The following is a 20702-nucleotide window of genomic DNA, read 5'->3' on the forward strand; positions in this document are numbered from 1 at the left end:
TTTTTTTTGACCAGCATCAATTTTTCATGGCAGCCGCATTGGCGTCGCACCATTTAACTGTATATTTTCATGGCATCTTCAGCCTCCTGGTTGGTGTGTCCAACAAACTTATGACTTCACCTGATTTCCCGGAGATAATTGAATTATCAAACTACTACGACGTCATATTAATCCAAACTTTTTCATTGCCCCGCCCTGAAGGGCGGGGGCCAATGTAACAACCCACATTATGTGGCTTTAGCCAAACAAACCTGGCTAAAGCCTCTTCTTATTTTTTATTTATCCCCGCCCTGAAGGGCGGGGCAATTAAGATGGAGCCTGAAATATTTTCATTATCAAAAAGGATTTCAATTAAAATATGCTTGCTCCTCATTCGTCTAATCCAATATAACAATATTGTTAATTCTAAAATTGAAAAACATGCACTACAATCAGTCATGCGCCGCAAAAGGCAACAACTATGGAAGCAACCCACGCCACCGTGGCATGCTTATCCGTTCAATGCAAAGGGCCTCAGTAAACATTTACAAAACAGACAGCAGTTACGAAATGCTGGTGTTTGCTCCCGGCCGCATCAAAGAACATTTTCATTTGGATGTGAAAGGTTCCACCCTCACAGTTTCTTATCTTCCGCCGGAGGGTTTCCCCCGCCCCGACTGGATTTTAAGAGAATACAGCCGTGGAGGATTTGAAAGAACCTTCGACCTGGATGAAACGGTTGATGTAACAAACATTACCGCTAAGTATGTGGATGGTGTGTTGCAGGTAAGTCTGCCCCTGGTTCCCGGAAAGGAAGCAGCAAAACGTGACATAGTGATTAACTAAAGCGGCATGAAAAAACAAATGAGGCAGCAAAACCCAATGCTGCCTCTTTGCATTTTGCCGTATATTTAATTTCACACAACGACCGCAACGAGTACAAAGCAAACAACGAAAAAACCTTTGCGCTCTTTGTATTCTTTGTTCCCTTTGTGTGAAATACCTTTGTGTAAAACAACACAATGAAAACATTCGCTGATAAAGTAATTGCCTTTAATAAAACAATTGATTTTAAAGGCAGTCTCCCCGCCAGTATCAGCATGATGAATCCTTTCAAAGAAAATAAAAACGTACTTGCATTATCCACTTCTTTTTATAAAAAATATTATAACGATACCGGGCGCCGTCATTTAATTTTAGGCATCAATCCCGGCAGGTTCGGCGGTGGCGTAACCGGCATTCCGTTTACAGATACCAAAAGGCTGGTTGAAAAATGTCACCTGCAATATGAAGGCAAAGAAACACATGAACCATCGTCCGTATTTGTATACGAAGTAATTGATGCATACGGCGGAGCAACCAACTTTTACCGGGATTTTTATATCAACTCAATCTGCCCGCTTGGCTTTACTGCCACTACAGCCAATGGCAAAGAAATCAATTATAATTATTACGACAGCAAGGAACTTACCAATGCGGTATACGATTTCATTATCGAAAACATTCAAAAACAAATCAGCTTTGGTGTTGAAACTGATACCTGTTTTTGTTTTGGCAATGGTAAAAATGAAAAATTCTTACGGCAAGTAAACGACAAACACGGCTTTTTCAACAACATCATCGCATTGGAACATCCCAGGTTTGTAATGCAATACAAATCAAAATCAAAGCAATTGTATATTGACAAATACCTCGCGGCCTTTCACTCCGTAGCGCCATAAATCACCGCCTGCCACGGCATTTTGCCAGCCGTCCAACTGCCAAAGAAAACAAGCAACTTAAACAGCCGGGCTTGCTTAAAATGTTTATCTTGTACAGTCAGTTTTTCTTTCACCAAACAATTTTTTATGTCAAAATATTCACCAGCAGCATGGATTATTTCATTAATGGCAATTAGTTTGTTTGCCTGTAAAAATTCGCCGCAAACGAACACATCACAGGTAAGAGGATTATCGGTTCAATACATTGATTCGTCCGTTAGGCCAGGCGATGATTTCTTTCAATACGCCAACGGAAAATGGCTGGATACAGCTACTATCCTGCCGACCGAATCCGGTGCCAGTTCAGGCCTGGAGATGCAAAACATTATAAAATCCCGCATTAAAACGATCCTGGAAGAAGCCGCTGCAAGCACAAAAAAAAGCGATAGTATCGAACAACAGGTGGGCGGATTGTATGCCGCCAGTATGGATTCAGCCAAAATAGAAAAGCTGGGTTACGAACCCATCAAACCATTGCTGAAAAATATTGATTCGTTAAAAGATAATAAAGAAATGCTGCAGTTTGTAACTGCTTTATGCACCTCGGGTATCCCTATGCTGATCGGGCAATATGTAGGATCCGATGAAAAAAACAGTGCAAAAAATATTGCGGTATACTACCAGGCCGGGATTGGTTTACCAGACAGGGATTATTATTTTAAAACTGATGCAGCGACTCTGAGCGTAGTTGCCGCATACCAGCAATACATCCGCACGTTGTTTATGTTAACCGGTACCGACAGTGCCTCCGCCGCAAAAAACGCCGCCACTGTGTATGCCCTGGAAAAGCAGCTGGCAGCCAGCCACCGCACCAATGTAGAGCTGCGGGATCCACAAAGCAATTACAATAAAATGGCGGTGGCAGACCTGGATGCGAAGATGCCAACAATTGCCTGGAAGCAATTACTGATAAACCTTAACATAAAAACAGACTCAGTGAATGTAAGCCAGCCAGCATATTACATTAAATTGAATGAGTTGCTAAAATCGGTACCGCTTGCAGACTGGAAAACTTACCTGCATTTTCATCTGACAGACCGTTTCGCTAACCACCTCAGCAGTAATTTTGTAAATGCATCTTTTGAATACAATGGCAAAACATTGAACGGCCAGAAGAAATTAAAAGAAAGATGGGAAAGGAATTATGTGGTGGTGGATGAAAATTTGGGTGAGGCCCTGGGGCAGCTGTATGTAAATAAATACTTTGGTGAAGAGTCTAAAAAGAAAGTGCTCGACCTCGTGAACAACCTCCAGGCAGCCTTCGAAAAGCGCATCACCCAATTGGACTGGATGAGCGATAGCACCAAACAAAAAGCCATTGCCAAACTGCATACTTTTATCAAGAAGATCGGCTTCCCAAACAAGTGGCGTGATTACAGTAAAGTCGCAATCGACCGCAATGATTTTATCGGCAGCCTGCTTTCATGCGGTAAAAATGAATATGCTTACCAGGTTAGTAAAGTGGATAAACCCGTAGATAAAACAGAATGGACAATGACGCCACCAACCATCAACGCGTATTACAATCCAACCTTTAATGAAATCGTCTTTCCGGCAGGTATTTTACAGTTTCCTTTCTTCGATGCCAACTCAGACGATGCTATGAATTATGGCGGTATCGGCATGGTCATCGGTCATGAAATGACGCATGGCTTCGACGACCAGGGCGCTCAATACGACAAAGATGGCAATCTAAAAAACTGGTGGAGCAAAGAAGACCTTGAAAAATTTAAAGCCAAAGGAGAACAGGTGATCAAATTATACAATGGCTTTACGGTGCTGGATACACTGCACATCAATGGCAGCCTGACACAGGGTGAAAATACCGCAGACATTGGCGGTATCGCCATTGCTTACGATGCTTTTAAAATGACGGCACAGGGAAAAGATACAACGAAAATTCAGGGCTACACACCTGATCAGCGCTTCTTTTTATCATACGCACAGGGCTGGAGAAGTAAACGCAGGGATGAAGCATTGCGGCAACAAATCAACACCAACCCGCACTCGCCCGCCAAATTCAGGGTATGGGGACCACTGATGAGCTTCACGCCTTTTTACAACGCCTTTAATGTAAAGGAAGGTGATAAAATGTTTGTTGCGGAAAAAGACAGGATACATATCTGGTAAAAATTACCAAAGCAAAAAAACGCCATGATGCATTTTTGCATCATGGCGTTTTTATTTTATAGAATCCGCATTTAACCCGCAGGTATATCAATGCCACTTCTTCAAACCCAATAATTTTTCACCCAACTCTGTCAACTCCGCTCTTTCATATTTGGTCTGTTCCCATTTACGAGGGTCTCCCGGAAACGCATAGCCTTCCGGCGCTATGCGATGCCGCCAGGAATTTACCCGCCAGTTTACCAGGTCTTCGTTATCTTCCACCGCAGGCGTCATAGAAATGTATTGCGCCAGTCTCGGGCGGTCACTTTCATTTTTACGAATGCCATGCGCCAGCATGCTGTTAAATATCAGCAGGTCGCCTTTTTTACACATCACTTTTTTAATTTCAAAACCAGTTGTGTCCGGTTTAAACGGATCCCGGTCGGCGGGCTGTGTTTTCACCCACTCATCAAAAGTTCTGTATAGTTCAGGTACGCATTGAAAGCCGCCGGTCAATTCATCCGTATCGCTCAAAGCCAGCACACCCTGTACATTCACAGGTTTTGGGTTCATGCTGGTATCAATATCAAAATGAATAAATGCTTTATATTCATGCCCTGGTCTTATCGGAAAATTCAAGTTAGCCCTGTCAATTGTAACCCACAATTCTTCGATACCCCAGATGTCAACAAAAGCATTGTACACTTTTGGATTCATCCTGTTCTTCCACATCTGCGGGTTGTTATACATCTCTACCATACCCGTATTTTTCAACTCCTTCATTTGTATTTCTGCTCTTGGTTCAGCATACCAGGTCTCCGGGTCATTAGGATCTTTTTCTTCAAACTCCCACAGCAGGCTGGCCATTTTTTCAACATCTTCAGCGGGTACGGCGTTAGGTATAATTACATACCCATTGTCGATCCAGAATTTCCACTGCTCCTCCGATAACTCACGCAAAGGCTTACCGTTGGTTCGGTCGTTTAGTTTTTGTGCAGTTCGGGCCACTGATGCATTGCCCGGTGTTTGTTTGTTATCGTACAACTTGCCCATGGTATTCATGGTCATGGTTTGTTTTTCTTCCACTTGCATAACAATCGTTTTTTAGTTTTATAAAAGAATTGATTTTTAAATATTGTAAAGTCCGTTCGCTTAATTTTTGGTCCGGGCTAAGAAGCCATGTGGATCATCGTTGCGTCGCCCTCTTGTATCGCATTCCATTTGGCAACATTGACAGGACAATATTACAATCCTTTTCACCTAATTTAAACAACAAGTCCAGCCAGGTCCAAAACGCAATTTGTTGTATATTTAAAAATGATTGTTACTCCCTTCCCACAGGCGGCGAAGACGCGTAGGATAGAAACACTGATTTAGCAGATGATGCAGACAAAGGCTAATCCTGGTTTATACTGTCCCGGCGGACAATGTATCATCAGGCGCACAAAAAATCCGGCTTATCTGCTTTAATCCGCTGCACCAGCGTTTTTATCTCTATGGCAACAAAATTCATTAACAGAAATTATTTATTTAAAATACCGGGAGCCATTGAAAAAAATAATTAAAACGCAGTATGATACAGTAAAAGTCAGCTTTGGTATTTACATTATCGCCGAAGTAAGGAAGCGAACCAATAAGGAATATCCAACAGAAACCGACATCAAAAAAATGTTGTTAAAAACAGGTAACCAAAGTGCAGGCGTGCTGTCCGCAGCCAAACAAATATCCAGGTATTGCAAAACCAATCATAATTATTTATTAAAAGCAAAAGAAGAAACCTTCAACCTTGTGGCCCAGGCATTGAACCTGCCGGTACAACATTTTAACCAGTTTCATGAACGCATCAGCCAGTTATATAAAAGAAGCAGCAACTATTATACTTACCTGGAAAAAGCAGAAAATTATCTGTTGCAGTTTAAAGCCGCTGATGATGAAATTTATTTTAAGCGCCTGTTAAATTACCAGGAAGAAACAGGTATTAAAACCATTCTCATCAACTACCCTTTCGGCGAGCTGGATGCCAACTTACCTGCAACACATTTCGGTGCCTATACCGACATCAAAACCGAAGTGCTTTTTAAACAATTGTGTACACGAATGAATGTGAGCAATTACAAAATCTTAACTGATTCTTCCGTGGTGGAACAATTTGAAAAAGAAAATAAAAAGCGGGAAACATGGGTGAACATTGGTTTATTCGGCAACAGACTTACCGCGTCCCTGTTAAAGAAAAATGTATTTGGCACTTGCTTCAACTGGCTGCCGCAACAAAATAAAATAGTACTGATGGGAAAAGAGTATGCAGCCAACAGGGAAAAGAAAACAGACTACGGTGTATTTGCCAGGCTGCAACTCAGCAACCGAAAGACAATCATACTTATCGGTGGCATTGAAGGCTACGGAACAGAAAAGACAGGAGAATATGTTTGGCGCAACTGGCGGAAAATGTATGATATCGTCACCGCTGGCGAAGCATCCTCTGTAATTGTTTTATTCAAAATTTTTAACGGAAAAATTCAGCAGCAAAAAGTGGTGGAGTTGCCAGAAGCTGTATTATCTGCAAAAAAATAATCGTGTTGACCAGCCTACGGGAACGAGTGTTTCTAAACGCGAATATGTTATTCAACCAAAATTAAGTGCCGTTCCCATCCTTACAAAAGCCTCTGCAGCAGCCACATTTATTTCTATGCCACGAAATATTTCCATCATACCATGGTTGCAATCAGATGCTGCATAAATGCCCGGCGGATTTTGGCTGGTGTGACAAAATACCGCCTTCTTTTTCTGTTCTTTTGTGTTGGTGATATCTACATAATCGGTCGGCTTAAAACCCATCGTTTGAGATCCGGTGCATACTTCAAAAAAATAAAGTTCAAATATTTTCCCAAGTCTCACCCAGCTTTGTATGGTTAGCAGACTGGCTGCCTGGTGGTCTTTATGTGTATCAATTGGCCAGTGTGTAAAAACAATATCCGGCTTCTCCATCTTAATCAGTTCCTGTATTTTTCCTACCCATTCATTGTCTGCCATACCTGCGCCGTCTATTTGGCCGGCGAATATTGGTTTGGCATTTAAAATTTTACAGGCAGCAATTGCTTCTTTGGTGCGAATGGCCGCAGCTTCTGCATGGCTCTTGCCGGGTATGCCTGCTTCACCACTGGTTAAATAAATAATTGTTACGTCATGCCCCTGCACCTGCAGCATCGCCAATGTGCCACCACAGCCACTTTCCGGGTCATCTGGATGGCCGCCCACGCAAACTATTTTTAATTTTCTGTTTTGCTTTTTAGGATTGCCTGCCGTTACAAAAGCAGGTAAACTAAATGCTGTAGTTGCAGCTAACATATTTTTGGCAAAGGTTCTGCGGGAAGTGGACATGACTTTTAATTTGCTGAATCGTTAATAATATTGAATCGATAGCTTTGTTATAAATTAAATTTCAGGGTAACAACAACTGTTCAATTTGCTGCCAGTTATCTACCCTTTTATGCACGCCCTCATCCGCCAGCTGATTGTGCGGTTGCGTAAATAAAATGGTTTCGCCAGTGAAATAATTTAAATTTTTAAAATGATCGTCAATCATAATATCGGCTTTGATAATTTCCTTTGATCCGCAAAAAACCATTTGCTGCCAGCCAATAAATGGAAAATGTTCGTTGAGCCAGTCCCGTTTTTCACCAAAGCTGGTAGGAAATTCCATTGCGGCGGACACGATAAAAACTTTATACTGATCATTCAGTTTTTCCAGCACCTGCTGGCTTCCTTCCATTACAGGCGCATGACGAAAAAAGCCTGGACTGGTTACATACTGGTAGGCATTTTCAAAAACCTCGTGTTCAAATTTCCCGACGGCATCCTCCAATGTGATGATTTTACCGGTTTCAGCAGTGTACAGTTTTAAAAACTGGCTGTACACATTCGCAATCACCCCATCCATGTCAACTGATATTCTTTTCATGTTTTATTTTAAACAAATTTATCGTTATGCTTTTAAATTCCGGTTGAAAAAATCACTGCAACAATTAGAAACCAGTCACTACACATTAATGCCACCACTCACTTCAATGCGCTGGCCATTGATCCACCTGGCATCATCTGTACATAAAAATGCCACCACGCTCCCGATGTCGTCAGCCGCTCCCACACGGCCCAGCGGCGACAGCGAACTGAGGAAACCTTTCATTTGAGGATTGCTGCGGATAGCGGCATTGTTGAAGTCAGTTTCAACCGGGCCGGGTGCTACAACATTGGCCCCAATCCCCTTTGCACCCAACTCCTTCGCCAGGTATTTGGTAAAGGTTTCAATAGCACCTTTCATTGATGCATACAGCGAATAGCCAGGATTGGCAAACCTGGTAGTACCAGAAGATATATTGATGATACGGCCGCCGGGATTGATATTTGGCACTAATTTCTGCGTTAAAAAATAGATACCCTTATAATGAACGTTTAAAAAATCAGTAAACAGTTCTTCGGTTACTTTTTCAAAAGGAACGGTAGCTCCCATGCCTGCATTGTTAACTAAAAAATCAAAGGAACCGGTTGACCACACGGATTGCAAGGTGGCTGAAACCTGCTGAACAAATGCATCCAGCGAATTAAAATCACTCATATCCAGTTGCAGTACTACCGCCTGTTGCCCCATTCCTTCAATGGCTTTTACAACTTCCTCCGCTTCTGCCTGATTACTGCGATAAGTTAGAATGACATCTATTCCTTTGCGGGCAATACTGATAGCCATATCTTTTCCCAGGCCGCGGCTGCCACCGGTTACAAGGGCTATTTTCGTTGTTGCTGACATATTAATTTTGATTGGTTGAATATTATACAAATCTACTGCATGCAGCTACGGAATGACGGCAGGAACTCATTTTATTTGGCTAATTTTTCTGACCCCCAGGAAAGGTTCCCGTTAACATGCAGATAGCTTTTATCCGATGCACCTGTGTCTTTTTATATTTATTTTTGCGGCAAATAATTTTGAACGATTCTCTAAAACGAGGTATTTTGAAAAAATCAATGCTGCTTTTTTCGGCGATTTTTTATTTTGCTTTTTGCAATGCCCAAATTTTAACCATTGACAAAACAGACACTTCAGCCTATACAAAAAGAACAATGCTGAAAGCTAACCTGGCCATTGGTATTGAAGGTGATAAACAGAGACAATTATTACTGGATGGTACCAATGCCCTGGATGTACAGTTACGCCACTATAAGGAATTGCTGATACTCGCTGCCAGCTACCGTTTTACCTATAATGGCGGACAAGATTTTTTAAATTCAGGTTACCTGCATCTCCGCTGGCGGCATGATTATAAGAACACCTGGCAACCGGAAACTTTTGTGCAATATCAATGGAACAATTCAAGAGGGTTGCTGCACCGGTTAACAAGCGGGATTAACGCCCGGTACAATCACTGGAATAAAAACAACCAGGAGTTTAGTGTTGCTTCCGGCGTGATGTATGAAAACGAAACATGGAACTACACAGCAGTTGATTCTGCTTTAAAGCCTGCCATTCAAACCAACCAGGTAACAAGCTTACTAAAATCAAATAATTATGTAAGGTGGGAAGGAAAAACGTCTGCCAACAGCAATATTTCAGCTGTGGTATTTTTGCAGATGCCATTCAATAACTTGTTCGGCCAGTACCGCCTGGCATCCAATATCAACTTTACCGTCAACTTTGCCAAACATTTTGATTTGGGGTTCTCTTTCAGTTCCATGTACGATTCAAGGCCCGTGGTACCAATCCTGAAATTTTACTACAACTTTTCCAACAGCATTGTGTACAAATTTTAACGCTTGATTATTTCAATTCCGTCAATGCTTTTACCAATACATCCAGTTCTTCTGGCATGGTAAATACATTGGGTGTTATTCTGCAACCCTGCACATTGGCGGAATCAATCGCCACTGTATATATTTTATATTTTTTCAGTAATGTATCTGCCAACTCCCCCGGCTTCATTCCTTTTATACCTGCGTTGGCTATTCCACAACAACGAGCTGCATCTACAGGCGTGTTTACAATTACATTCGGTAAACTACGCACTTTACTTGTCCAGTATTGCTGCAGGTATCGCAGCCTTGCTTCCTTTCGGGCCGGTCCAATCATATTGTAATAGTCAATGGCTGCGCCAATAGCAAGATCAGTAGCTGCAGGATGTGTACCAATATGGTTGAGCCTTGAAATATCATTGGCATCCTTGCCGCCCTCTGCAAGCAAGGGCCAGATATCACCTGCCTTTCCTTTTTTAACATACAACATTCCCGAACCCAATGGCACACTCAGCCATTTATGCAGGCTGGCACCATAATAATCACAATGCAGGTCTGCAATTTTAAATTCAATATGCGCAATGGCGTGGGCTCCATCCACCATAACCGCTACGCCTTTACCATGGGCCATGTCGCAAATTTTTTGTACCGGTAAAATATGGCCCGTAATATTTACCATATGAGGTATCATCAGCAACCGTGTATGGCTGTTGAGTTGCGCTGCGTACAGCTGCACGATTTCTTCGTCCGTTGCAGGATGATTGGGTATAGATACGATTTTATTTACGACTCCAAATCTCGCTGCTACCTGTTTAAACATTTCCTGCATCGAACCATAATCCTGTTCGGCCATAACCGCCTCATCGCCGGCTTTCCAGTGAATGCCGCCAATAATCATATCCAGGCTCTCGGTTGTATTACGGGTAATAATTAATTCTTCCGGGCTGCAACCGGCCATGGCAGACAGTTTGGTGGCCATGTTTTTCTTATTATCAAATTGTACCGTACGCATGTAATAAGCACCCTGGTAATTTATTTCTCTTATTTGTTTGATATAATTTTCCAGTATTTGCTCTGGCATAATATTATAATAGCCATTCTCAAGATTGATATAATCCGGCTTTAGTCTGTATCCCCCCCTGATGCCTGCCCAAAAAGACTCATCCGCAGCTACCTTTTCAGCAGGCAAATGATTCACCCTGTCTACCCAGTTGGCCAGCGCATTGCCTGTTAATGGTACACCGATGCCGGCCATGGCGACTTTTTTTATAAAGGAGCGTTTGTTCATACGAGTTGATTTACTATAGGTGAATGTTGCTGTAAATTAATTAATAAACCTACATCAATGAAAAGATAAATAAAGGCAGTATTCAAAATACTACCAGTACACTTTTATTTGTTCAGCATTTTCCCAGCCGGGTGGCGGCGGATACTGATGATCGGGCGGATAAGAAAGTGCATTTGAAAAATAATCAAAACAGGAAATATACTGGTCGGGAATAAATTGCTGCGCAGATATTTGTAGCAAATAGGGAGTAATGCTGTAAGGCACCAGTATCACTTTTCTATGTGTTACTGATGATGCCGAAAAGTAGCCCAGCGCAATATCACCTGTGTTGGCAGCATTGTACACATTGCCCCTGATTGATGCGGGCAATGGATCCAGGATACCACCTGTTCTTGTTTGCTGATCCTGGTAGTGTTGCCAAAACTGGTATGCCTCTCGTGTCATAGATAGCTGGCTGATATCAATAAAATCGTTGAGGTACGTATATACATAACAATTGCCTACTGTTTGATTCCGGATGTCGTTTCCATTGATGGCGTCGTCTGATAAAATACGGACTTCTCTATCAACATTTTTTACGTAGCAGTATTCATTCATGATGCAATTGATACCGCAGGATACGCCCCTGGTTTGTCTTCCGCTATATGCCATAAAAGTCCAGCGGTAATAATTTTCATCCGCTGCCGGATCTCTAGTATTGATGGTAACGTTGATGAACGTTGGGTAAAACATATCAAACTGATTGACGAAATTGGTGTTGATTTCGGCAATGGGCACTGCAGGTTGTATTTTTTCTGGTACAGAAACATATTTCTTGCCATCTTTTAAAATAACAGTTACGCTATAGCTCCTGCCCGTTTTGCCTATATAGTTTGCATCGGTTGTTGTATACACGCCTTGTGAGGTATATGACAGTGAGGTAGCGTTTCCCAAATCATCAGCAACGGTAACCGTTGCATCTTTTTCAAGATATTGGTCAGGGATGGTATCGCTGTAAGCAATCGGTCCGGAGTAAGTTAACTTTACCGTATAAGGAACAGAATCTGTTGTGATATTTCCCTCCACAACAAGAGTCGGGGGCGCATTTCTTAAAGCAACATCAACCTGTTTAATACAGGATTGGCTGGTGATAGAAATCACGGTAATTACAAAAATTATTTTTAGCAGCTGCATCATCATTAAAAATTATAGTTCCAGGATAAAGATGGAATTAGTCCGCCTACAACCGACAGCCGGTAGGCCAGCAGCCGGGTATCATCTCTTCTGAAATAAATTGAATAGGCATTTTTATGCATGTAAATGTTATAAAAAGAAATGTTCCAGATGCTGTAACTTTTTTGTTCGGCATATCTTTTTGACACAAAGGTGAAACCTGCATCCAGCCTGTGATACGCTGGCAGACGATCCATATTACGTAAAGAGTAATTGGTTACAATTCCTCCGTTAAATACATAGTTCCCGTCGGGGTAAGTAGCTGGCCGGCCGGAACTAAAAATAAAATTGCTGCTAAAACTCCAGCCCCTGCCCAATTTTATTTTCGACATGATGGCCAGGTTGTGCGGCCTATCGATATCCGCCGGGTAATAATTGCCACCGTTTACTGTTTCGGATGCAAACTGGGTAAGCACTTGTACCTGCGACCTGGAATAGGTGTAATTAACCTGGCCGGTAACTTTGCCGCTATTTTTTGCAACGCTAAATTCAAATCCGTAGGCCCTTCCCCTTGCATTTAATAAAGCTGTTTCGATGTATGGATTCAATAATAACAAAGCTCCGTCTTTATACTGCACCGTATTTTGGGTTGTTTTATAATAGGTTTCAAAAGAAGCTTCATACTGGTTGCTATTGAAATTTTTAAACACACCCGCCGCATATTGATCCCCGATCTGCCTGTTGATAAAGCGGTCACTTAATTTCCAGAAATCAACCGGGGAAATGGAAGTAGTGTTTGAGATCAAATGCAAAAATTGCTGCCCCCGGTTGTAGCTTAATTTTAAAGAGAGATCATCCCTGAGCCCAATCTTTAAGGATACCCTGGGTTCTAATCCCCCATAATGTTGTATGCTTTTATTTTTAGTAAATGTAGTGCTGTCAGCAATTGTTTCTTTTGATAATGGTACACCCGAATCATAGGAATACACTTTCTTTGGACCCAGGTAATCATAGCCCGCATACCGTAAACCTACCTGTAAAGAAATGTTATCTGTTATTTCAACCTGGTCACTTATAAAAAGGGCCATCTCCCTGCCCTGCTCTTTTGGAATGGTGAGCGGGATGATACTGCCTGAATCGGAAGTTGGTGTGCGGCTGCCCGGTGAAATACCATACAATATAAAATCAACGCCGGTTTCGATGGTGTGTTTGTCGCTTGGTTTATATACGAATACCGGCTTTAGTTGTTTTTGCGTGATGGACGAGGGAAGTTTAAATTCATAATATTTATCCAGGCCATTGATGGTAGAAATAAACTGGCTGTAATTGGCATTGAGCTTTAAAGAAAGTTTGGGACTGATGTCTGCATTGTAATTGAACGACACCAGGTTGGACTCCCAATTATAAGCAGTTGACCCATCAAACCTGAACTTATCATAGCTGCGGTAGCCGGTTACAGACAATTTATTAGCGTGGTTAATGGTGTACTCCGCCTTGGCAATACCATCATAAAAAAAAGCCCGGCTGCTGCCAAATTTATCTCCCAGCTGATTCAATATTAAATCAGGATAGGCTGCACGAAAGCCGGCAATAAAAGTAAGTTTATCTTTTATCAGCGGGCCATTCATAAAAAAACGTCCGCTCATGGGGCCAACACCGCCCGTATACTGCATCCTGCTGACGTTGCCACTTTTTATTTTCATGTTTAACAGGGAAGACAAACGCCCGCCATAAGCCGAAGGCATACCGCCTTTGTATAAGGTTACATCCTGCACCGCATCGGGACTAACTGAAGTATAAAAACCAAGCAAATGCGAAGTGTTAAACAGTGGCGCTCCATCCAGCAATACCAGATTTTGATCAGCATTGCCGCCACGTACGTTAAACCCGCCTGCGCCCTCACCGGTACTTGTTACACCAGGTTGTAAAATCAATGCCTTAATGATATCCGCTTCTCCAAAAAGCAATGGACTTCGCTTGATCATCTCAGGATTAATCTTGACGATGTTCATTTCCACCGCCTTTATTTTGTTGTTGTTTTTATAGGCATTCACTACTACTTCATCTAATTGTTCATTGGCCTTCTTTTTTAATTCTATAGTAAGAGATGCACTATCGCCCAACAGGTTAATTTCCCTGCTGGCGTGCAGATATCCTACTGACGAAATGGTAATGGAGAAATAAGGAATGGGAGAAGGCAGCACAAAATAACCACTGTCGTTGGTGGAAACTCCGGCCAGGGTTTGATCCAGCACGACGCTAACATTTTTAAGTGGTAAATGTGTATCAAGATCTATCACTTTTCCCTTTGCCTTAAAATCCAGTTGCGCCATACTCTTAAAAGGAAATAACAGCAATAGCAGGATACGAAATAACAACCGCGGCGATACAGGCATGAAGCAATAGTTTTATAACCAATGAATATAGATGAATATAGCAGAAATTTTTCAATGTGCACCGGGAGAATATAGAGAAGGTAACAGTTTATTGATGAGAGGCATTTTGGACGGCACAATGCGCTATAACAAACGTTAATTCAATGTAGTTTTTTTTCTATAGTAGTTTCAAGTGTTGGCTATATGCTAATGCAATTGATTATCTCAATTTACGGCTCCAAGATCCTGCGAACTAAACCAGCCAGTGCCGGCTGTTTGTAAACTTTCCCGTTTAAAAACAGATCTACATTTTATATCGTCAAGACATTTTGCCATACCTGAAATGTTCTCCATAATACACACTGCGATTCTTTTATAGCAGTAATTACTTCTGGCGCAGGAATCCCATCCTGCGCCCACTTTTTTTACAGATTAATCAATTTTAAGAAAGGGAAAGACTGAACCGGAAGAATAATGCATGGCTCCTTTAGGGAGATAAATAAACCCATCTGTTTTGGTAAGACTAAATAAATCTCCTGACCCATTATTAACTATTTCTTTTACCGTATTATCATCATTGCTGATTTTAACAGATATAAATAATGACAAAGCTGCGGAGCCATTGATTTCGCCTGATAACTTCGCCAGCGGCAGCTTTTGGTGGTTATTAAAATTGTTTGAAAGCCATTGCCGCAAATAAAACTGATGGCAGACAAATGTAGAAACCGGATTGCCCGGATAAGCGAAAACATGGGTTTGCAGCGCAGGTTGATGACCAAACCAAAAAGGCTTTCCGGGGCGTTGAGCTACCTGGTGAAATAGCTTTTGCACCCCCAGCTTTTCCAATATTGCAGGCACAAAATCATATTTTCCTTTTGATACTCCACCACTGATGAGCACCACATCGTAATCCTTTACGATTGCAGAAAGTTGAGTAAGCAATATTGTTTCATCATCATTTATATGAAATATATCTGCAGCGATAGAATCCGTTTGAAGGGCGGCCTGCAAAGCATATACATTCGACATGCGCACCTGGTGACTTTCCGGCACCTGTGCAACCGGCACCAATTCGTTCCCCGTGGCGACGATAGCTGTTTTTGGCAAAGTAAAAACCGGGACTTGTTCAATACCAACTGCCGCCAGTAAACCTGCATCTGCTGCCGCCAGGCGCTTGCCTTTTTGCAGCGCCAGCGTCCCTTTTTTATGATCGCTCCCCTGTTGGTGAATATGGTTCTTTGGAACAAAGGGCTGTTTTAAAAAAGCCCTGTTATCAATAATATCAATCTGTTCATAAGGTACAATCGTATCAGTACCGGCTGGTACTAAAGTACCCGTCATTACTTCAATACAATTTTGCTGCTGTTGCAATTTCTTTTGAACATCACCAGCTGCCTGTATTCCTTCAATTAAAAAACCATGCTTGGTGCCCGCGTCCATTGCGCTGCTGTTAATAGCAATCCCATCCATCATTACCCTGTCGTAGGGTGGAGAATCTCTGTCGGCAAAAATATCTTCTGCCAAAAACCGGTGCACAATTTTATTAAGCAAAACCCTTTCTGTGCCATAGTTACCCGGCTTTGATAAAACAATTTCAAGCGCTTCTTCAACTGATATCATGAACGAAAATTTTGTGTACTAATCCATATAGTTACATTTTCTTAGGATTTCGAAACGATCTGATTATTAAATATGCTCTGCCAATAATTTTACGCCTACAACCATAATTAAAACTGCTGTCAGCCTTTTTATCAGCAAAGCATCAAATAATCTCATACTGATAAGCGAACCCGCTAAGCCTCCAATTACCACTGCCGCCATCACACAAAGCGTAAAAGGCACTAACACCGTAATTGAACCGCTGACAGCCAGCCCGGCAATACCACCGATGGAATTTACCAGGATAAAAAAGCTGGCTATACCTGCAATATTTTTTGCTTCTTCCCAATTTAACAGGTTCAGTACCGGGGATAAAAATATCCCCCCGCCAATACCCACCATACCGGATAAAAATCCCAGCCCCGTGCCCAAAGGAATGGACCGAATCATTATTTTTTTTCTGTCTGTGACAGGCTTTACCGGTCTTACCACCTGAAAAAACAAGGCAATGGCGGAAAGTACAAGCACCGCTCCCAACAAGATAAAGAAAGTGCGTTCCGATAATTTAAAGGTGGCTCCCAGCAGAGCAGCAGGCACACTAAAAATAACGTACGGAATTGCCTTTTTTAAAGACAAAAAACCTTTTGAATAAGCTATAGCGCAACCGATTGTTACCACTGCAATATTGCACAGCAATGCATGAGTGCGAATGGTATTGAAATCAGTTATAAACAGACTGAGAATAGCAAGGTAACTGGAACCGCCCCCAAAGCCAACACTGCTGTATAAAAAAGCAATCACCAGGAAAAGCAGGGAAATAATGATAAGAGTAGAAGTGTGCATTTTACATAATTATTGATATGAAGATAAACCGCCCTGCAGGCTAAACACATTGCCCTGCGCATTTTGCGGGGTTAAAAATGCATCGTGACAAATGATGTTTGTTGAAGGATTTTGAAGGGAAAGTTTTTTAGATAATACCCCCACTTTCTTTTGACCTGTTTCTGCTTTGTCAAATAAGGTTTGTCCTGGCAGATTGCTAAGTGCAATGGTATCTTCATCTGCCAGCCCGATGGCGCCAACGCCCATACTATTGAGATACTGCGCATAACGTGTTCCCAATCCACCCGCGCCTGCAATCGGCACTTTACCGTTTTGATGCGCCTGCTGCCCGGCTATGCCGAAACCTTTTAGTTTTATCTGTTTGGAAAATCTAAGTTCATTCATGATTGGATGCCATCCTGTTTTTTGCCTCCAGGAAATCGGTGTAGTAATTGGCATTAAAAAGTTCGGCATCATCTGCCGGAAAAATAGTTTTAATTTCCTGGCCAATCAAAAATTTTCGGGGACACGTACTGCCACTTTGTATATAGGTTTCGGCTGCTTCCAAAGCAGCAGGTTCCCATATTGCAATCAATGGTTCCGGCAATTTAGATTGCGTAGTTGCATAAGCTGTAGCGGGCTTTTGGCTATCCCGCTGATTAATTAATTGAGCAATTGTTTCACCGGTCAAATGCGGCAAATCCACTGCCACCACCAGCCAGGCTTTATCGGGATAAGCATGATGTGCAGATAAAATGCCATTCAGTGGCCCTTTGTAAAGACCTTCATCCGTAATATATGCTTCGCCTGTTTGCAAATTATTTACCTGGTCTACCCGGCAGCTTATAAAAACTTTTGCGCAATATTTTGTCAGCAGCTGGTATAAAAAACTGCGTTGGTTAATGGCTTCGTGATACTGCAATTCGCCCTTATCCATATTCATCCTGCTGCCTTTCCCACCCGCCAGCACAAGGCCATATAAGTCACCTGTTAAAATCACTTTTACCTCCTTTTTTTTCCAGTAACCTGGTTTGTGAAATGATGATATCATGCGACAGTGCTTTGCACATATCATACACTGTTAATGCCGCCACAGACGCCGCCGTTAAAGCTTCCATCTCAACACCTGTTTTACCATCACATTTTACCGTGGCTTTTATCAGCAATAAATTTTCGCCAGGTTCTATATTGATTAAAATTTGCGAAAGCGACAACGGATGACAAAGCGGAATTAAGTCAGCTGTGCGTTTAGCTGCCATTGTTGCAGCAATTATAGCCGTTGCAAAAATGCTGCCCTTGCTGCTGAGAAATTTATTTTTTTCAAGCTGTTTAAAAACCGAAACTGGGAATACCACTGTTGACTGAGCCGTTGCTGTACGGGTGGTAATTTGTTTACCGGATACATCCACCATCTGCGGATTTCCATCTGTATCAAGATGCGATAGTATGCTGTTCTCTTTTTTCATCCGCCGATTAATGACATTGATTTTTTGAATTCATTTTTTTCCTCCGCTTCAAAGCCATCTTTAAACCGGTTGTGGATAGCCTTCAAAATAAGCGGCTTTATTAAATCGGGATGCGGATTTTGTTGCAACAGCCTTTTAAATGATACGCTTTCATTGGTGTACAAACAAGTTTGCAATTCTCCTTTTGCAGAAACCCGGATGCGGTTACAGGTACCGCAGAATGTTCTTGAAAATGAAGGTATAATACCAAATGATCCGCGGCGATTTTCAATGGTATAATTTTCAGATGTTGAACTTGGCCCATCATTCATACGGTGGGTACCCGGGAAATGTTGCTGAATGTGATCCATGATCTTCAAAAAATCCCATTCTATTTTTTCAAAACCTTTGCTGTGGCCGTTAAACGGCATCTCTTCCAAAAAACGAACCGAGACATTCTGTTCGTGAGCAAACTCAACAAAAGGCAAAATATCATCTGTGTTTAAGCCATTCATTACTACGCAATTGATCTTTACATTAAAACCATTTTGTAGCAGTTGCAGCACATTATTGTAAACAACATCAAAATAATTGCGTCGGGTGATGGCGTTAAAGCGGTCCTTATCCAGGCTATCCATACTCACGTTTATATTCAGTATGCCCAATGCTTTTAAGGCAGCGATATGTTCCCCTATCAACGTTGCATTGGTAGTAATGGAAATTTCTTCCTGCCCTTTTACAGCTGCCAGCCGGTGAAGAAAATCCATCAGTCCTTTTCTTACAAAAGGCTCTCCGCCGGTAATTCTTATTTTAGTAATACCCAACTCAATAAAAGTAGATGAAAGCAGGAACATCTCATCCCATGACAGCAATTCCTTATTATGCGAAAACTCAACTCCTTCCGCCGGCATACAGTACTGGCAACGCATATTACAGTTGTCTGTTACAGATAAGCGTAAGTAATTTATAACCCTGTTGTGATTGTCTGTGAGCATTTATTGTAAGGATTTACCCAATGTAATTATTTTTGAATTCTTCATTATAAAATTTGCGGGCAACGCTTAGCCGCCACTAACTGGAGGTATCAGCGCTACTTCATCTTCCCCTCTGATCATGACGTCATTACCTGCATATGTATTGTTAACCGCAACGGATAAGGTCGCCAGTTTTTCCAACTTAGGAAACTGGTTGAAAAGTAGCTTTTTCAATTCGGCAACACTTACCGGATCAGGCCCTGCATCAAACTCCGTAAAAAGATCGCCCGTTATTTCTTTCGCAATTCCAAAGGCAATTATTTTCATATCTCTTTTATTTTCGCAACACTGCTTTTTCTTTTCTACTGCAAATATCAATAAATATAAGCAGGTGAAATTGTAAAAAACCAATTAATTCTGCTAAACTTGTAATCTTCGGTAATTCAAAAAAGGAGCCGGGTTTTAACTCATTCCTTATTACAAATATAAACTGTGTAAGCCCGAACTTTTAACGGTGGACGATTATTAAAAACAATTATATCTTTAAGCAAATAAATCAACAACGCCATGCTGAAACTTCTAGGCCTTGCCGTAACTTTTGCTGCAATCGTATCTTTTAACAATAGGCCTTTAACCTGGGTTGCCATTGGCGATTCCATTACTTACTTAAATGAACACACCAATGAGACTGGTGACCGGGTTACAAAAGGTTATATGACGAGGGTGAAAGAAAAACTGCCCGATATAACCTATGTTAACAAAGGCTACAATGGGTGGACCAGTGGCGGGATTGCTGAAAGTATTGATAAGCTGGAATTAACAAAAGCAGATGTATACTCCGTTTTTTTAGGCACGAACGACTGGTGGCAGGGACGCCCCATTGGCACCATTGACGATTATAAAAACAATACCGGCAATAACACGGTATATGGCAGTTACCGCATTATCATTAACAAGCTGCACAGTTTAAACAGCGCTGCGGAAATTATTTTAATTACCCCTTTACAACGGGCAGATTTTGTTTATATCACTGATTTTAAAAACAATGCCTGGGGAAGTTACAAAGCGAAAAACGGGCAAACACTGGAACAGTTTGCCGCAGCCATTAAAGCCATTGCGGCATACGACCATTGCAAATTGGTTGATCTTTATCATAAAAGTGGCATCACACTAAAGAATATGGTAAAATACAAACGTTTAAAAAACCCATCAACCGGCGTTTACACTAATTATCCCTACCCTGATTTTATTGATGTTCCCTTTAACCCTGCAATGGATGAATATCCCTACCCTGTTGATGCGGTTGATATGACATACGATGGATTGCATCCCTCCGATAAAGGCTATGCGGTAATTGCAGATATGCTGGTTAAACTGATGAAAAAATTATAATTTTTTTGATGGTTATTTTACCACGT

General features: G+C 41.7%; 20 protein-coding genes. 6 read left to right on the plus strand and 14 right to left on the minus strand.

Annotated features, from left to right (window positions below; translation table 11 throughout):
* Nucleotides 1–420 precede the first annotated feature (420 nt).
* From QWZ08_RS11950 to QWZ08_RS11960, 3 genes are all read left to right on the plus strand, one after another.
* The gene (locus QWZ08_RS11950) at nt 421–825 is read left to right on the plus strand and encodes an Hsp20/alpha crystallin family protein (protein ID WP_290337647.1); all 405 of its coding nucleotides are present in this window, start codon (nt 421–423) and stop codon (nt 823–825) included.
* A gap of 176 nt (nt 826–1001) precedes the next feature.
* Entirely contained in the window at nt 1002–1700 is a 699-nt protein-coding gene (locus QWZ08_RS11955) for a uracil-DNA glycosylase family protein (RefSeq protein WP_290337648.1), read from the plus strand.
* 126 nt (nt 1701–1826) lie between these two features.
* The gene (locus QWZ08_RS11960; protein WP_290337649.1) at nt 1827–3869 is read left to right on the plus strand and encodes a M13 family metallopeptidase; all 2043 of its coding nucleotides are present in this window, start codon (nt 1827–1829) and stop codon (nt 3867–3869) included.
* A gap of 87 nt (nt 3870–3956) precedes the next feature.
* Here the strand turns inward: QWZ08_RS11960 and QWZ08_RS11965 are convergent, their stop codons facing one another.
* A complete protein-coding gene (locus QWZ08_RS11965) occupies nt 3957–4940 on the minus strand; it encodes a phytanoyl-CoA dioxygenase family protein (protein WP_290337650.1) in 984 nt (327 codons plus the stop codon).
* A gap of 456 nt (nt 4941–5396) precedes the next feature.
* On the opposite strand from QWZ08_RS11965, the gene QWZ08_RS11970 reads away from it, so the two are divergent.
* Nucleotides 5397–6419 carry a hypothetical protein gene (locus tag QWZ08_RS11970; protein WP_290337651.1) on the plus strand — a complete coding sequence of 341 codons (1023 nt, stop codon included), beginning with the start codon at nt 5397–5399 and terminating at the stop codon, nt 6417–6419.
* A gap of 51 nt (nt 6420–6470) precedes the next feature.
* On the opposite strand, the gene QWZ08_RS11975 is transcribed toward QWZ08_RS11970, so the two are convergent.
* From QWZ08_RS11975 to QWZ08_RS11985, 3 genes are all read right to left on the minus strand, one after another.
* On the minus strand, nt 6471–7226 hold the full coding sequence (locus tag QWZ08_RS11975) for a PIG-L deacetylase family protein (protein ID WP_290337652.1): 756 nt from the start codon (nt 7224–7226) through the stop codon (nt 6471–6473).
* A gap of 61 nt (nt 7227–7287) precedes the next feature.
* A complete protein-coding gene (locus QWZ08_RS11980; RefSeq protein WP_290337653.1) occupies nt 7288–7806 on the minus strand; it encodes a 5' nucleotidase, NT5C type in 519 nt (172 codons plus the stop codon).
* 78 nt (nt 7807–7884) lie between these two features.
* Complete coding sequence (locus QWZ08_RS11985) at nt 7885–8649, minus strand: SDR family NAD(P)-dependent oxidoreductase (protein WP_290337654.1); 765 nt, start codon at nt 8647–8649, stop codon at nt 7885–7887.
* Nucleotides 8650–8855: 206 nt separating this feature from the next.
* Between QWZ08_RS11985 and QWZ08_RS11990 the strand changes: the two genes are divergently transcribed.
* Entirely contained in the window at nt 8856–9650 is a 795-nt protein-coding gene (locus QWZ08_RS11990) for a DUF481 domain-containing protein (protein WP_290337655.1), read from the plus strand.
* Between the two features lie 7 nt (nt 9651–9657).
* Here QWZ08_RS11990 and QWZ08_RS11995 read toward each other — a convergent pair whose 3' ends face one another.
* The 10 genes from QWZ08_RS11995 to QWZ08_RS12040 form a co-directional block, all read right to left on the minus strand.
* Nucleotides 9658–10917, minus strand: a complete 1260-nt coding sequence (locus tag QWZ08_RS11995; RefSeq protein ID WP_290337656.1) for an aminotransferase class V-fold PLP-dependent enzyme — start codon at nt 10915–10917, stop codon at nt 9658–9660.
* A 90-nt stretch (nt 10918–11007) separates the two neighbouring features.
* Entirely contained in the window at nt 11008–12093 is a 1086-nt protein-coding gene (locus tag QWZ08_RS12000; protein WP_290337657.1) for a DUF4249 domain-containing protein, read from the minus strand.
* A gap of 2 nt (nt 12094–12095) precedes the next feature.
* Nucleotides 12096–14465 carry a TonB-dependent receptor gene (locus QWZ08_RS12005; RefSeq protein WP_290337658.1) on the minus strand — a complete coding sequence of 790 codons (2370 nt, stop codon included), beginning with the start codon at nt 14463–14465 and terminating at the stop codon, nt 12096–12098.
* A gap of 411 nt (nt 14466–14876) precedes the next feature.
* Entirely contained in the window at nt 14877–16064 is a 1188-nt protein-coding gene (locus QWZ08_RS12010; RefSeq protein WP_290337659.1) for a molybdopterin molybdotransferase MoeA, read from the minus strand.
* Nucleotides 16065–16130: 66 nt separating this feature from the next.
* Nucleotides 16131–16886 carry a sulfite exporter TauE/SafE family protein gene (locus tag QWZ08_RS12015; protein WP_290337660.1) on the minus strand — a complete coding sequence of 252 codons (756 nt, stop codon included), beginning with the start codon at nt 16884–16886 and terminating at the stop codon, nt 16131–16133.
* 9 nt (nt 16887–16895) lie between these two features.
* A complete protein-coding gene (locus QWZ08_RS12020; RefSeq protein ID WP_290337661.1) occupies nt 16896–17270 on the minus strand; it encodes a HesA/MoeB/ThiF family protein in 375 nt (124 codons plus the stop codon).
* The gene (locus tag QWZ08_RS12025; protein WP_290337662.1) at nt 17263–17916 is read right to left on the minus strand and encodes an NTP transferase domain-containing protein; all 654 of its coding nucleotides are present in this window, start codon (nt 17914–17916) and stop codon (nt 17263–17265) included. The genes QWZ08_RS12020 and QWZ08_RS12025 overlap by 8 nt, the downstream gene beginning before the upstream one ends.
* Nucleotides 17849–18331 carry a cyclic pyranopterin monophosphate synthase MoaC gene (gene moaC, locus QWZ08_RS12030; protein ID WP_290337663.1) on the minus strand — a complete coding sequence of 161 codons (483 nt, stop codon included), beginning with the start codon at nt 18329–18331 and terminating at the stop codon, nt 17849–17851. Before moaC ends, QWZ08_RS12025 begins: the two co-directional genes overlap by 68 nt.
* The gene (gene moaA / locus QWZ08_RS12035) at nt 18328–19305 is read right to left on the minus strand and encodes a GTP 3',8-cyclase MoaA (protein ID WP_290337664.1); all 978 of its coding nucleotides are present in this window, start codon (nt 19303–19305) and stop codon (nt 18328–18330) included. The genes moaC and moaA overlap by 4 nt, the downstream gene beginning before the upstream one ends.
* A gap of 66 nt (nt 19306–19371) precedes the next feature.
* On the minus strand, nt 19372–19611 hold the full coding sequence (locus QWZ08_RS12040; RefSeq protein WP_290337665.1) for a MoaD/ThiS family protein: 240 nt from the start codon (nt 19609–19611) through the stop codon (nt 19372–19374).
* 240 nt (nt 19612–19851) lie between these two features.
* Here QWZ08_RS12040 and QWZ08_RS12045 point away from each other — a divergent pair, with 240 nt between their 5' ends.
* Nucleotides 19852–20676: an SGNH/GDSL hydrolase family protein gene (locus QWZ08_RS12045; RefSeq protein ID WP_290337666.1), complete on the plus strand. Its 825-nt coding sequence runs from the start codon at nt 19852–19854 to the stop codon at nt 20674–20676.
* Nucleotides 20677–20702 lie beyond the last annotated feature (26 nt).

Source organism: Ferruginibacter paludis (assembly GCF_030409685.1).
In the GTDB taxonomy this organism is placed as follows: Bacteria; Bacteroidota; Bacteroidia; order Chitinophagales; family Chitinophagaceae; genus Ferruginibacter; species Ferruginibacter paludis.